Raw genomic sequence first — 14,248 nt, forward strand, 5'->3', positions numbered from 1 at the left:
GGGTACCTGTCCAAGGCGCTGCCCGCGCGTGAGCTCGTCGCGGCCCTGGAGGCGGTGCACGCCGGTGAGGTGGTGATCAGCGAGGTCCCGGGCCGCGCGCGTCCGGCGAGCGGGCTGGACTGGCCCGGGCGCGGGGAGGGGCTGACCGACCGGGAGGCCGAGATCCTCGCGCTGATCACGCAAGGAAAGAGCAATGCCGACGTCGCCGCGCTCACCTACCTGAGCCCGAACACGGTGAAGTCCTACATCCGCTCCGCCTACGGGAAGATCGGCGTGGAGAGCCGGACGCAGGCGGTGCTGTGGGGCGTCGAGCACGGCTTCCTGCCCGACCACCGCCGCATCGACCACTGGCGCGGCGGGCCCTGAGGTCGAGGAGAATCCGTTCGCCGGGTCGATCCGTGCTGGCTACGTTCGGTCGATGCCCGACCCGATCTTCGACGACCCACGTCTCGCTGCGATCTACGACGACTTCGACGGCGACCGCAGCGACCTCGACGCGTACGTCGCGATCGTCGAGGAGCTCGGCGCGCGCAGCGTTCTCGACCTCGGCTGCGGCACGGGCACGTTCGCGACGATGCTGGCGAGCAGGGGTCTGGACGTCATCGGCGTGGACCCGGCGTCGGCGTCGCTCGACGTCGCACGCGGCAAGAGCGACCGCGTCCGGTGGGTCCACGGCGACGCGCAGACGGTCACTGACCAGGTCGACCTGGTGACCATGACCGCCAACGTCGCGCAGGTGTTCATCACGGACGAGGAGTGGTCGGCGACGCTGGCCGCCATCCGCAGTGTCGCCACGTGGCTCGTCTTCGAGGTGCGGGAGCCGTCGCGGCGGGCGTGGACGGGGTGGACCCGCGAGCAGACGCACGAGACCAAGGACATCGCGGGCGTCGGCGTCGTCGAGACCTGGTGCGACCTCACGGACGTCACCGGCGACCTCGTGAGCTTCCGCTGGACCAACGTCTTCCACGACGACGGGACGACGATCGTCTCGGACTCCACGCTGCGGTTCCGCACACGCGAGCAGGTCGAGGCGTCCTTGCGCGACGCGGGCTTCCACGTCGAGGACGTCCGCGACGCACCCGACCGGCCCGGCAAGGAGCTGGTCTTCGTCGCGCGACAGAGGAGAGCCGCAGCCTGATCGCGCGCCCGACGAGTAGCGCAGCAGCGGTCTAGGCGCGCAGCGGTTCGCTCATCTCCGCACCGGGCGACGCGGCGACCCGCTCGGGCGGGACGTAGTCGCGCAGCCGCTCGAGGGCGTCGTCGATCTCGTCGCTCACGACGAGCATGTCCGTGTATCGCGGGTGCGTGAACCCCCGGTCGCGCATGTTTCCGACGAACGCCAGCAGCGGGTCGAAGTACCCGTCCACGTTGAGGATGCCGGACGGCTTCTCGTGGATGCCCAGCTGCGCCCACGTCCACTGCTCGGTGAGCTCCTCGAGCGTCCCGGGCCCGCCGGGCAGCGCGAGGAACGCGTCCGCGCGGTCGGACATGATCGTCTTGCGCTCGTGCATGCTGTCGACGAGGACAAGCTCGCTGAGGCCGTGGTGCACGGCCTCCCTGGCCTGCAGCGCGCGGGGGATGACCCCGGTGACGTGCGCACCGGCGGCTCTCGCCGCATCGGCTACCGCACCCATGAGCCCGACGTGCCCGCCGCCGTAGACCATGTTCATGCCGTGCCGCGCGATCGCGGCTCCCACGGCGCGGGCCGTCGCGGGGTAGAGCGGGTCCGAGCCGGAGGCCGAGCCGCAGAAGACCGTGAGCGTGAACCGGTCGGGGGCCATGGGGACTCCTGCCAGTCGTGTCGCCGTGGCGACGGGTGCAGGACACTACCGACGGGCTGTTTCGATCGCGTTACTGCGCGCTCAGCGCGCCACGCCCCAGGAGAACGTGCCGTCGGGCCGCATGTGCGCAGGCACCACGTCGACCACCCACGCCGGGTCGATCGGACCGTAGACGTGCGGGTAGAGCTCGCCGTTCCCGCCGTCCTCGTAGCGGACCTCGGTCCCGGCGGCGGTGATCGTGCCGGTCTCCAGGAGCAGGACACAGAGCTCGTCGACGTCGTCGGCGAACACGAACGCGGCGACGCCGGGCAGCTGGGCTCGCGACGAGGCGTGGATGAACCCGACCTCCTCGTAGGTCCGGCCCTTCGTCGACCACCGGTAGCTGCCGGCGGCGACGGCCGCGTCCCAGTCCGACCGGCGGGTGACGTGCAGGATCTCCACCTCTCGGACGCTACCGGGGGTGCTCGTCAGTCGCCGTAGATGCGTGCGCGGTGCGCCGCGAACTGCCGCTTCCCGACGAGCCTCCACGCCAGCCGTGCGGGCGCGGGGAGGTTCGCCCGGAGCCACGCGGGGCGTTCGTCGGCGGGCACGACCTCCAGGATCCAGCCCAGCTGCAGGAGCAGCTTGTCCTTGGGGATCGACGCCATCCCGTGCTCGTGCAGCAGGCTCCACTCGCGCTGCGACATGACGCTCGCCGCGGTCGGCAGGATCTGGGTCTCCTCCTGGCCGAGGTGGGTGAGCAGGGTGGTGCGGATCTCGTCGAGCAGGTCGGCGACGTGGTCGCGCGCGACGGCGTCGGCGGCGATCTCCCACGTCGGCATCAAGACATCGAGCCGTTCGAGCTGGGCGGCGGTCGTCGCGTGCTGGCTGCGCATCAGGCCGACGTGCAGCGCGCAGGCCGGGGCGCGCTCCTCGAGCTTGTCCCAGAGCAGCTGGTCCTCGCCCTCGTGGTGGTTGTGCAGGGCCGCGGCGACCTCGCGGGTGTGCCCGGCGACGGCCCGCATCCGCTCCAGGTCGCCGTCCGGCACGCCGCGGACCAGCCCGGGCACGTCGGTGAACGCCCGGCGGAACAGGGCGTGGATGTGGAGCATGTCGGAGGTGTCGCAGCCGAGCTTCTCGGTGGTGGTGGCAGTCATCGCTCTCTCGTTCGTCGGTCCCATGCGTCACCAGTAAAACAGGTACGCTGGTGATGACTATCGTGGCGACTCGCGCCCGACGTCAAGGGCGCTGCCGACGAGACGAGGGGTGAACCGTTCCTACCGATCCGCTGCTGGCGTGGGTCACGCTCGGCTCCGAGCCGGGTGTCGCACCCGACGGGCTCGAGCGCGTCCGCGCGCTCCTGAACACCGACGACCGGTTCCACGGGGTCGAGCGGTTGGCCGGCGGCCCGGTGCCGCTGCTCGCGCTGCGCGATGCGCTGCGCACCTACCTGACCAGCGGCGACGCGACCAACCTCGCCCCGATCGCGGCCGCGAACCCGCTCGTCGTCGCGTTCGCCGAGGGGGCTTCGAACCTCACCCCGGCCGGTGTCGACCCGACCGTCGCTGCCCTGCTCGCCGACGTCCACCGCGCGCAGGCGTCGGGGGAGTGGGTCCGCCTCAAGGCGTGCGCGAACCCCGACTGCCAGTGGATCTACTACGACAGCTCGCGCAACCGCTCGGGCCGCTGGTGCTCGATGAACGAGTGCGGCGAGGTCATGAAGGCCCGCGCCTACCGCCGCCGCGCGCGCACCGGATCCGCCGGCTGACCCCGGCACGGGCCTCGTCACGGGAGCGCAGCGCGCGGATCAGGTCCTGGTCGGCACCCAGTAGCGGCGCTTGCCGTCCACGACGTCCTCGAGGTGGCCGCCGCAGCGTTCGATGACCGTTGCAGAGGCGCCGTTGTCGTCGTCGCACGTGACCAGTGCCCGGGTCACGCCCAGGGGCGCGAGCACGCCGAGGCCGTGCCGCGGCATCGCGGTCGCGTAGCCGCGCCCACGCGCGGACGGCACCACCGCGTAGCCGATGTGCCCGCCCACGCGCGCCAGGAAGTCGTTGAGCTCGTGCCGCACCGACACCCGCCCGACGACCTCGTCGTCGACGACCGCGACGAGGAACGTGGCGGGGACGCGGCCGTCGGCCAGGTCGATGCCGGCGCGCTCGCGCTCGAGCCTGTCGAGGTAGGCCGGCCAGTCCGTTCCGGGCGACCAGCCGAGCAGGAACTCGAAACCCTCGCCGACCAGCTGCTCGTGCGCACGCACCGCCGACGCCTCGTCGGCACGGGTCAGGCTGCGGACGTCCATCGGGCGAGCCTGCCTGGCCGCCCGCGAGGGTGCGAGCCGAGGGCCGGCGAGAACGGCACGGGTCAGGCCGGTGCGAGGCGGAAGACGCGGAGCTCGCGGTCGACCCGCGAGGCGTAGGTCTCGTACGCGGGCCAGACGGCCAGGAGCGCCGGCAGCAGGCGGGCGCGTTCGTCGTCGGACGTCAGGGACGCCGTGACGGGGGTGGTGAGGCCGGCGATGGTCACGCTCGCCGACGGGTTCGCGAGCAGGTTGCCCGACCAGGCCGGGTGGTGCTCCTGGCCCCAGTTCGACCCGATCAGGACCCAGCCGTCCCCGTCGACGGCGTAGGCGAGCACGGCCTCGCGCGGCTGACCGGACTTGCGGCCGGTCGTCGTGAGGATCAGCTGCGGGATGCTCGGCCGTCCCAGGGTGCTCAGACGGCCGCGCGTCGCCTTCTGCAGGCGGCGATCGAGGCCGGAGGTGGCCTTGCCGGCACGAGCGAACCAACGCGTGCGACCCAGTCGGTGGATCACGGAACTGATGCTCATCGGGCGATTGTCCCTGCTCAGCGGGCTGCGCGTCGCGTCCCGGAGTACGGTGGAAAGCGAAGTCCCGCGACACGGCGACTTCACAGCGGTGCCTACACCGCGATCGCGGTCTATAGCAGATCCGCAACGCAACGTCAGTGATTTAGCTGGGGTGACACCCGTCCGGACGTGCTTCGGACAGGTAACCGTGGTGTTTCCGCGGGGTGACGATCTCACATCGTGGACGTACCGGCCAGTATCAATCGCGTAACGATCATCAGTTCTGCGGCCACCTGTCCGATTTGTCCGTTGGGGCTTGACTAACGTGTCGCCAACCCCCGGCGGGATCTGTGCTCCTGTGCGTCGTGACCATCGACGCCCGCGTGACTAGGCAGACCCACCACCGTTTCAGGAGGAACATTGAAGATCACACGGAAGGCCGCGACCGCTGCGGTCGCCTCGCTGAGCCTTCTCGCGCTTGCTGCGTGCAGCAGCGGTGACAACGGCAGCGACGACAACGGCGACGACGCCGGGATCAACCAGGAGACCGCGGTCAACGTCGCCTGGGAGTCCCCGCTGTTCGAGACGAACACGGACTCGTCGAACGGCAACGCGACCCAGAACGCCGTCATCACCTACCTCACGAACGAGACGTTCAACTTCTACGACCCGGACCTCAAGCTCCAGAAGAACGAGGGCTTCGGCACGTACGAGAAGACGTCGGACGACCCGCTGACGGTCAAGTACACGCTCAGCGACGACGCGACCTGGTCGGACGGCACGCCCGTCACCGCCGCGGACCTCCTGCTCGGTTGGGCCGGCACCTCCGGTGCGCTCAACACGATCGAGGGCACCACGGACGAAGAGGGCAACGACACCACCGACTACACGGCCGGCGTCTACTTCGACGGCGTGACGCCCGGTGCGTCCTTCGTCACCAAGACCCCCGAGATCTCCGACGACAACAAGTCGATCACCTACGTCTACGACAAGCCGTTCGGTGACTGGGAGCTCAACTTCACCGGTCCGACCGTCCCCGCGCACGTGGCAGCGATGCACGCGCTCGCGATCGACGACCCGACCGAGGCCACCGACGCCATGGTCAAGGCGATCCAGGACAAGGACGTCGAGAAGCTCAAGCCTCTCGCCAAGTGGTGGAACAGCGGCACCGAGTTCACCAAGCTCCCGGACGACAAGTCGCTCCTCGTCGCCGACGGCCCGTACGTGATCTCGGAGTTCGTCGAGAACCAGTACCTGACGCTCGAGCGCAACCCGAAGTACAAGGGTGACCACGCGGGTGGCCCCGACACCATCACGGTCCGCTACATCGACGACCCGATGGGCCAGGTCCAGGCGCTGCAGAACGGTGAGGTCGACCTCATCGGCCCGCAGGCGTCCGCCGACGTGCTGACGGCGCTCGAGGCGCTCGACGGCGTCAAGGTCGACAACGCGATCGAGGGCACCTACGAGCACGTCGACCTCGTCTTCGACAACAAGGGTCCGTTCGACCCGGCCACCTACGGTGGCGACGCCTCGAAGGCCCTCGCGGTCCGCCAGGCGTTCCTCACGGCGATCCCGCGTCAGACGATCGTCGACAACCTGATCGTCCCGCTGAACCCCAAGGCCGAGGTCCGCAACTCGTTCATCGACCTGCCCGGTTCGCCGAACTACGCCGACATGGTCGCCAACAACGGGTCGGACGCCTACCCGCTGGACGCGGACGTCGACAAGGCCAAGCAGATCCTGGCCGACGCCGGCATCACCACGCCGATCCCGGTCCGGTTCGCCTTCAACGGTGACAACCCGCGCCGCGTGAACGAGTTCGCTCTCATCAGCGACACCGCCACGGCGGCCGGCTTCACGATGGTCGACGCCTCGGCGCCCGCCACCGAGTGGGGCACCAAGCTGTCCACGCAGCAGGACCAGTACGACGCCTCGCTGTTCGGCTGGCAGTCCGAGTCCACCGCTGTGACGGAGTCGGACGCGAACTACCGCACCGGTGGCATCAACAACTACGGCCACTACAGCAACTCGACGGTCGACGGTCTCTTCGACCAGCTCGCCGTCTCGATCGACCCGAAGGAGCAGGCGCAGCTTCAGCTGGACGTCGAGAAGCAGCTCTGGGCCGACGCGTTCGGGACCACGATCTTCCAGTTCCCCGGCATCCACGCCTGGAACGAGGACAAGCTCTCGGGTCCCGCGCCGATCTCCATCAACCCGACGATCTTCTACGGGTTCTGGGACTGGAAGGCGACGGCCACGTCGCCGACCGACGGGGCCACGAGCTGACCTTCGTCACCGCATGACATGACACACCGCGTGAGGGCGGGGGGACCATCAAGGTCCCGCCGCCCTCACCGTGTGCGTGAAAGAGCCAAGCGCCCGACGCGCGCTACCCGCGTCCTACGGCACTGCAGCCGGGCAACGGTGCCCCTGCACCGGATGCCGTCGGCGCCGCATCACCTGCTCGCCCGCCCCACCAGGACGTTCGAGCGGCCCTCTGCGACCACTGCCGCGTAGACTTTGCCGGCTGGTGCGTAAACGTCCTCAACCGTGAGGTACCACTCTTCATGCTCTCGTTCCTGTGGCGACGTCTCCTGGCCGGACTGGCGACGCTCTTCGTCTCCACGTTCGCCATGTACCTCTTGGTCTACGCGTCGATGGACCCGTTCTACGACCTGCGCCAGTCGAACGCGCCGAACAAGGCCGAGCTGATCTCCGAGCGGATCGATCTCCTCGACCTGAACACCGGCGTCGTCATCCGCTACTTCAAGTGGCTCGGCGACGTGCTGCACGGCGACCTCGGCGTCGCGTGGGTCAGCGGCCAGCCCGTCTCCGAGCTCCTGCAGGGCGCGGTCGCGTCGACCATCCAGCTCGTCACCGCGGCGACGTTCCTGGCGATCATCTTCGGCGTCGCCGTCGGCATCGTCAGCGCGCTGCGGCAGTACAGCTCGTTCGACTACCTCATCATCTTCGTGTCGTTCCTCCTGTACTCGCTGCCCGCGTTCTGGGTCGCGGTGCTGCTCAAGCAGTGGGGCGCCATCGGCTTCAACGACTTCCTCGCGGACCCGGTGGTCTCGTGGGTCGCCATCACCGTGGTCGCCGTGCTCGCGGGACTCCTGTGGAGCCTCGCCGTGGGTGGCGACACGCGCCGCCGGGGCGTCACCTTCGGACTCGGCTTCGCCTCGACGTTCGCGACGTTCGCCTTCCTGCAGATCACGGACTGGTGGACCACGCCGAGCATCAACCCGGTGCTCCTGGCGGTCCTCGGTACCGCGAGCGCCTTCGCCATCACGACCCTGTCCACCGGCCTGAAGAACCGCCGAGCGCTCGCTGCCTCGCTGACCACCGTCGTCATCGGCCTGGTGCTCTACCTGCCGCTGCAGATCTTCTTCCGGTCCGTGCAGGAGTCCTGGCTGATGATGTTCGGCCTGCTGCTCGTCACCATCGCGGTCGGCGTCGGCGTCGGCTACGCGTGGGGCGGCCCCGACCGCGGCGTGTCCGCCCGGACGGCCGCGCTGACGGCAGTGGTCGTCGCGTCGATGCTCTTCGCGAACCAGGTCATGCGCGTCTGGCCGGCGTACTACAACGCACCGGCCATCAGCGGGCGCCCGATCCCGACCATCGGCAACAGCACGCCGAACCTCGGTGGCAACTTCTGGGTGCAGACGCTCGACTCGTTCACCCACCTCCTGCTGCCGACGATCGCGCTCCTGCTCATCGGCTTCGCGGCCTACACCCGCTACTCGCGCTCGAGCATGCTCGAGGTGATGAGCCAGGACTACATCCGCACGGCCCGGTCCAAGGGCATCCCCGAGCGGACGGTGATCATGCGGCACGGGTTCCGCAACTCGCTGATCCCGCTGGCGACCGTCGTCCCGATCGACGTCATCACCCTGCTCGGTGGCGCGATCATCACCGAGAAGGTGTTCGCCCGACCCGGCATGGGCACGCTCTTCCTGGCGTCGCTGCAGCACGCCGAGATCGACCCCGTCATGGCGTACCTGCTGATCGTCGCGGCGCTCGCGATCATCGCGAACATCGTCGCCGACCTCATCTACGCAGGCCTCGACCCCAGGATCCGGGTGAACGCATGAGCACCGTCGAACAGCTTCCTCCGGAGGACTCCGTCGAGAACTCGATCGAGCTGCGCGAGGTCGCGGGCCTCTCGCAGAGCCAGATCGTCCGTCGGCGCTTCCTGCGCCACCGCGGCGCCATGATCGCCGTCGTCGTGCTGGCGTTCGTCGTGCTGCTGGCGTTCACGTCGGTCGGCGTCTTCGGCTGGGACGGCTGGTGGATCTGGCGGCCCAACCTGCCCAACCGCGTGATCATCGACGGTGGTCACCCGACCATCCAGCTGCCGGTCTGGCTCGGCGGCGACGCGGGCATCTGGTTCCACTGGGGCCTGCACCCGTTCGGTCAGGACGAGATCGGCCGCGACGTGTTCGCGCGCGTCATGCAGGGCACGCAGACGTCGCTCGTCATCACGGCCACGGTCGGCTTCGTCGCGACGGTCGTCGGCATCGTCGTCGGGGCGCTCGCAGGCTTCATGCGCGGCCGCACCGACAACCTGCTGATGCGCCTGACGGACCTCGTCATCACGATGCCGGTCATCGTCATCGGCGCGGTGCTCGGCCAGCTCGCCGGCGGCAACAACCCGCTGATCTTCGGCGCGTTCCTCGGGCTCATCACCTGGACGACCCTGGCCCGCCTCGTGCGCGGCGACTTCCTGACCCTGCGGGAGCGGGAGTTCGTCGACGCCGCCCGCGTGGCCGGTGCGAGCAACAGCCGGATCATGTTCAAGCACATGCTGCCGAACGCGATCGGCGTCATCATCGTCAACACGACGCTGCTGATGAGCTCCGCGATCCTCCTCGAGACCGCGCTCTCCTACCTCGGCGTCGGCATCAAGGCGCCGGCGACGTCGCTCGGGCTTCTCATCAGCCAGTACCAGGAGGCGTTCGCGACTCGTCCGTGGCTGTTCTGGTGGCCGGGTCTGTTCATCGTGATCATCGCCCTGACGATCAACTTCATCGGCGACGGTCTGCGCGACGCGTTCGACCCGCGGCAGAAGCGGATCCCGTCCGAGCGCAAGATGGCCCGCGCGCAGTTCGCCGCCGGTCAGTCCCCGACGCAGGGAACGCCTGGCGTGCCGCCGCAGGTGCAGGGCCCGAATGCCGGGATGTCCGGGGGATGACCGCGCGCTCAGAGCAGGGCGAACGACGCGACGGCGAGCACCAGCACGCCGCCGACGAGCGCCCAGTGCCAGCGGCGCTGCGGGACCACACCCGCCGCGACGGCGGCCTCGGCGTCCTTGAGGAAGCCGGCGTCCTTCAGGGCGGCCTGGCGCTCGACGATCGCGTCGGCCACCCGGTCGGCGTTCGCGTTGTGCCGGCCAGGGCCGAGCGGGCCCTCGGTCGGGCGACGGCGGCGCATCCGCTGTGCGGTCCCGCTCGAGCGGGGAGCCGCCCACGCGGTCACGTCGGCGCCGGTGGTGTGCACGACGAGCGAGTACTTCACGGTGACGCCGCGGTATGCGGGCCACGGGATGCGCACGGTCGCCAGCACGTTGCGCACCACGACCTCGCCGTCGGACACCACGACGGCCGGTCGCCAGAAGAGCGCCCAGACCACGAGCACGACGAGCGCCATGAGCGGCACGAGCTGCAGGCTCTCGCTCACTCCGTCGGCGGCCAGCACGCTGACCAGGGCGATCACCGCGGCGAGCGCCGCACCGCCGGTCAGCCAGCGGCCGTACGTCGAACTGAACTCCTGCGTGGCACCCATCCGTCCATGCTCCCAGACCGGCGCTCGACGACGGCGACCCCGTCCATCGCGCACCTCGTCCTCGGCCAGTAAGGAACCAGCGTGGCTCTCGACATCTCCGACGCCGTCCCGGCAGCAGCTCCGACCGGGACGCCCGTGCTCACCGTCCGTGACCTCGGCGTCGACTTCTACGTCGACGGAACGTGGTTCCCGGCCGCGACGGGCGTGAACTACGACGTCTTCCCGGGCGAGGTGCTCGCCATCGTCGGCGAGTCCGGCTCCGGCAAGACGCAGTCCTCGATGTCCCTGCTCGGCCTCCTGCCGCCCAACGGGCGCGCCAAGGGGAGCGCCAAGCTGGGCGACCGCGAGCTGATCGGGATGTCGCCGCAGAAGCTCCGGCACGTCCGCGGACGCGAGATCGCGGTGATCTTCCAGGAGCCGATGACCGCGCTCAACCCGGTCTACACGGTCGGCTTCCAGATCATCGAGACGCTGCGCACGCACTTCGACATCGGCCCCAAGGAGGCCCGGGCGCGCGCGCTCGAGCTGCTCCGCCTGGTCGAGATCCCCGACCCGAACCGGCGCATCGACGCCTACCCCCACCAGCTGTCCGGCGGGCAGCGCCAGCGCGCGATGATCGCCCAGGCGCTCGCGTGCGACCCCAAGCTCCTGATCGCCGACGAGCCGACCACGGCCCTGGACGTCACGGTGCAGGCCGAGATCCTCAAGCTCATGCGCGACCTGCGCACGCGCATCGACTCGGGCATCGTGCTGATCACGCACGACATGGGCGTCGTCGCCGACCTGGCCGACAAGATCATCGTGATGAAGGACGGTCGCGTCGTCGAGGAGGGGACGTCGATCGACATCTTCAACGCGCCGACCCACCCGTACACGATCAAGCTGCTCGACGCCGTGCCGCACCTCGGCCGCAGCGCGGAGGCGCTCGCCGCCGAGACGTCGGACACCACGACGGCCGACCGCATCGAGCCGACTGCTGTGCCGCAGGACGCGCAGGACGTGGTCCTCGAGGCCAAGGACATGGTCATCGAGTACCCGGGCCGTCGTCGCCAGCCCGCCTTCCGGGCGGTCGACGGGGTCAGCCTGACGCTGCACCGCGGCGAGGTGGTCGGCCTCGTCGGCGAGTCGGGCTCCGGCAAGACGACCATCGGACGCGCCGTCGTCGGCCTGCTCCCGGTGACGTCGGGCGAGCTGAAGATCGTCGGCCAGAACATGGTCGGCGCCACCCTGAAGGACCTCAAGCCGCTGCGCAGCAAGGTCGGCATCGTCTTCCAGGACCCGGGCTCCTCGCTCAACCCGCGCCTCCCGATCGGTGAGTCGATCGGCGAGCCGCTGCTGCTGCACCGTGGAATCAAGGGCCCCGAGATGTCGCGTGCGGTCGAGCGCCTGCTCGACCAGGTGCAGCTGCCGCGCGCCATGCGCAACCGGTACCCGCACGAGCTCTCGGGCGGTCAGCGGCAGCGCGTCGGCATCGCCCGGTCGCTGGCGCTCGAGCCGCAGCTCCTGGTGGCCGACGAGCCCACCTCCGCCCTCGACGTCTCCGTGCAGGCCACGGTCCTCGAGCTGTTCCAGGACCTGCAGCGCGAGCACGGCTTCGCGTGCCTGTTCATCAGCCACGACCTGGCCGTCGTCGAGATGCTCTCCGACCGGATCGCCGTCATGCACAACGGCCGGCTGGTGGAGATCGGCGACACCGCCCAGGTGGTCAACCACCCGCAGGACTCGTACACGCAGCGGCTGCTCGCCGCCGTCCCCGTGCCGGACCCGGTGGCCCAGCAGGAGCGTCGCCTCACCCGCGACGCGCTTCTGGACCAGCAGCGCGACGAGCTCGAGCGTGCCGAGATCGAGCGGGCCGACGAGCTGGCGAACGCCTCGGAGAACGCCGAGCTGGACGCGCACGACATCGTCGACCAGGGTCCCGGGCAGACCACGGGGCGCGGCTTCTAGTCGTCGACTCGTCGGGCTTGATCCGAGTTTCCACCGATTCGTACGGCATGGTTGATGTTCGGCGGAAGGTGACCGATACCTCCGTATGGGGCAGCCGGTGCCCGTCCGAGCTCGTGGGAGGCATGCGGTGCGCAGTGGTTCAGGTCTGACGGTCGTCGTGGTCGCCGCCGCTGTGGTGGCGCTCGCCGGCTGCACGGAGCCCGCACCCGCGCCGCAGCGGTCCGGCACGGTCGTCGTCGCCGTCGCGTCCCCGTTCACCTCGTTGAACGGGGGCACCGCGCAGGGTCGGGCGCCCGGCAGCACGCTGGTCCGCGGGCTGGTGCAGTCGGGGTTCGTGAGTCTCGACGAGGACGGCACGGCGGTGCTGGACCCGTCGTTCGGCACGATCGAGAAGGTGTCGGACGCGCCGCTCACGGTGAAGTACACGATCGCCGACGACGCCACGTGGTCCGACGGCGTGCCCGTCACGGCCGACGACCTGGTGCTCGAGTGGGCCGCGCGCAGCGGGCAGCTGGACGACGTGACCCCGGAGCTCGACGACGCCGGTGAGGTCACCAACGACGACGCGCTCGCCGCGGGCGTGGCCTTCGCGGCCGCGTCGCCCGCCCTGATCTACGCGGAGCAGCCCCCGGTGGTCGACGGCGCGACGGTCACGGTCACCTACACGGCGCCCGTCGCCGACTGGCAGGTCGCGCTCGACGTCGGCGTCCCGGCGCACGTCGTCGGCCAGACGGCGCTCGGAGTCGAGGACCCGACGGCCGCCGCGGCAGCGGTGACCGCCGCGATCACGACCGAGGACAAGAAGGCGCTGAGCTCGATCTCGGCCACGTGGCGCACCCAGTTCGACGCCGACGCCCTGGCCCAGCACCCCGACCTCGCCGTGAGTGACGGTCCGTACGTCATCGACCGGATCGTGCCCGGCGAGCGTGTCGAGCTGGTGCGCAACGAGGAGTACACGGGCGACCACGCCGCCGCCTTCGACCGCATCGTCGTGCGCACCGACCTGAATCCGCTCGACGAGGTGAGCGCCCTGTCCGCCGGGTCGATCGATGTCATCGCCCCCGCTGACACGGCGGACGTGCTGGACGCCCTCGGCGACGTGGAGGGTGCGACCGTCCGCACGGGTGGTGACAGCACCCTGCAGCTTCAGCTCCAGGTGGCGGGCGGGGGCGCGTTCGACCCCGCGACCTACGCCGGCGACGCGGCGACCGCAGCCGCCGTCCGCACCGCGTTCCTGCTCACCGTGCCGCGCGACGCGATCGTCGACGACCTGGTGAAGCCCCTGTGGCCCGACGCCGAGGTGTCGACGGCGGTCCTGCCGCAGGTCGGTCCGGACGCCGGGGGAGACGCCGCACCCGACGCCGCCGCCGACGCCGACGCGGCCACGACCGCCCTCGAGGCGGCCAAGGTGACCGAGCCGGTCGTGGTCCGGGTGCTGACCAACACGACGGACCCGCTGCGCACCGCGATGCTGGACAAGATCACCGAGTCCGCCGCCGAGGCGGGCTTCGAGGTCCGGCCCTACACGGCCGTGCAGGCGTGGGCGGCGGACCTGCGGGGCGCACCCGAGGCCTGGGACGTCGCGCTCGTGCCGGTGCCGCAGTCGGACCTGCCCGTCGACGCGCTCGTCACCCGCTGGCAGTCGGCCGGCTACGCCAACCTGACCGGCTGGAAGGACCCGGCGACCGACGCCGCCCTGGCGACCCTGGCGGCGACGCTCGACCCGGCCGCCGTCCCGACGGCGCTCGAGCCCGTCGCGACGAGCCTGGTCACCGGCGGTGCGGTCGTCTCGATCGCGCAGCAGCCGGTCGTCGTCGCCCAGCGCCCGCTGCCCGACGGCACCGAGCTGGCGGACATCGAACCGCTCGCGCTCGGCCGCGCGGACCTGACCTCGTGGTGGGGTTGGGCGCGCAGCTGAGAGTGGGTCTGGTCACCTCTACCCCCGT

Annotated in this window: 14 protein-coding genes; 8 read left to right on the forward strand and 6 right to left on the reverse strand. The window is 70.4% G+C overall.

Annotated elements, in window-relative coordinates; all coding sequences use genetic code 11:
• Both AC1DUE_RS11550 and AC1DUE_RS11555 read left to right on the forward strand, forming a co-directional pair.
• Positions 1-366, forward strand: a 366-nt coding sequence (locus AC1DUE_RS11550) for a response regulator transcription factor (RefSeq protein ID WP_477039567.1), incomplete at its 5' end; no start/stop codon positions are given.
• Positions 367-418: 52 nt separating this feature from the next.
• Positions 419-1,138 carry a class I SAM-dependent methyltransferase gene (locus tag AC1DUE_RS11555; protein ID WP_477039568.1) on the forward strand — a complete coding sequence of 240 codons (720 nt, stop codon included), beginning with the start codon at positions 419-421 and terminating at the stop codon, positions 1,136-1,138.
• Positions 1,139-1,169: 31 nt separating this feature from the next.
• On the opposite strand, the gene AC1DUE_RS11560 is transcribed toward AC1DUE_RS11555, so the two are convergent.
• From AC1DUE_RS11560 to AC1DUE_RS11570, 3 genes are all read right to left on the reverse strand, one after another.
• Entirely contained in the window at positions 1,170-1,781 is a 612-nt protein-coding gene (locus tag AC1DUE_RS11560; RefSeq protein WP_477039569.1) for an LOG family protein, read from the reverse strand.
• Positions 1,782-1,862: 81 nt separating this feature from the next.
• Positions 1,863-2,222 carry a DUF952 domain-containing protein gene (locus tag AC1DUE_RS11565; protein ID WP_477039570.1) on the reverse strand — a complete coding sequence of 120 codons (360 nt, stop codon included), beginning with the start codon at positions 2,220-2,222 and terminating at the stop codon, positions 1,863-1,865.
• 26 nt (positions 2,223-2,248) lie between these two features.
• Positions 2,249-2,917 carry a hemerythrin domain-containing protein gene (locus AC1DUE_RS11570; RefSeq protein ID WP_477039571.1) on the reverse strand — a complete coding sequence of 223 codons (669 nt, stop codon included), beginning with the start codon at positions 2,915-2,917 and terminating at the stop codon, positions 2,249-2,251.
• A gap of 239 nt (positions 2,918-3,156) precedes the next feature.
• Between AC1DUE_RS11570 and AC1DUE_RS11575 the strand changes: the two genes are divergently transcribed.
• Positions 3,157-3,528, forward strand: coding sequence for a CGNR zinc finger domain-containing protein (locus tag AC1DUE_RS11575; RefSeq protein WP_477039572.1), 372 nt, complete (start codon positions 3,157-3,159; stop codon positions 3,526-3,528).
• 39 nt (positions 3,529-3,567) lie between these two features.
• Here AC1DUE_RS11575 and AC1DUE_RS11580 read toward each other — a convergent pair whose 3' ends face one another.
• Positions 3,568-4,062 carry a GNAT family N-acetyltransferase gene (locus tag AC1DUE_RS11580; RefSeq protein WP_477039573.1) on the reverse strand — a complete coding sequence of 165 codons (495 nt, stop codon included), beginning with the start codon at positions 4,060-4,062 and terminating at the stop codon, positions 3,568-3,570.
• Between the two features lie 62 nt (positions 4,063-4,124).
• Complete coding sequence (locus AC1DUE_RS11585; RefSeq protein WP_477039574.1) at positions 4,125-4,589, reverse strand: nitroreductase family deazaflavin-dependent oxidoreductase; 465 nt, start codon at positions 4,587-4,589, stop codon at positions 4,125-4,127.
• Positions 4,590-4,988: 399 nt separating this feature from the next.
• Between AC1DUE_RS11585 and AC1DUE_RS11590 the strand changes: the two genes are divergently transcribed.
• From AC1DUE_RS11590 to AC1DUE_RS11600, 3 genes are all read left to right on the forward strand, one after another.
• Positions 4,989-6,857 carry an ABC transporter family substrate-binding protein gene (locus AC1DUE_RS11590; protein WP_477039575.1) on the forward strand — a complete coding sequence of 623 codons (1,869 nt, stop codon included), beginning with the start codon at positions 4,989-4,991 and terminating at the stop codon, positions 6,855-6,857.
• Positions 6,858-7,138: 281 nt separating this feature from the next.
• Positions 7,139-8,665, forward strand: coding sequence for an ABC transporter permease (locus AC1DUE_RS11595; RefSeq protein ID WP_477039576.1), 1,527 nt, complete (start codon positions 7,139-7,141; stop codon positions 8,663-8,665).
• Complete coding sequence (locus tag AC1DUE_RS11600) at positions 8,662-9,765, forward strand: ABC transporter permease (protein ID WP_477039577.1); 1,104 nt, start codon at positions 8,662-8,664, stop codon at positions 9,763-9,765. The genes AC1DUE_RS11595 and AC1DUE_RS11600 overlap by 4 nt, the downstream gene beginning before the upstream one ends.
• Before the next feature lie 8 nt (positions 9,766-9,773).
• On the opposite strand, the gene AC1DUE_RS11605 is transcribed toward AC1DUE_RS11600, so the two are convergent.
• Entirely contained in the window at positions 9,774-10,355 is a 582-nt protein-coding gene (locus AC1DUE_RS11605; RefSeq protein ID WP_477039578.1) for a PH domain-containing protein, read from the reverse strand.
• 81 nt (positions 10,356-10,436) lie between these two features.
• On the opposite strand from AC1DUE_RS11605, the gene AC1DUE_RS11610 reads away from it, so the two are divergent.
• On the forward strand, positions 10,437-12,302 hold the full coding sequence (locus AC1DUE_RS11610) for an ABC transporter ATP-binding protein (protein WP_477039579.1): 1,866 nt from the start codon (positions 10,437-10,439) through the stop codon (positions 12,300-12,302).
• Positions 12,303-12,429: 127 nt separating this feature from the next.
• Positions 12,430-14,220 carry an ABC transporter substrate-binding protein gene (locus AC1DUE_RS11615; protein WP_477039580.1) on the forward strand — a complete coding sequence of 597 codons (1,791 nt, stop codon included), beginning with the start codon at positions 12,430-12,432 and terminating at the stop codon, positions 14,218-14,220.
• Positions 14,221-14,248: the final 28 nt, after the last annotated feature.

This window comes from Cellulomonas sp. P4_A2 (assembly GCF_056402515.1).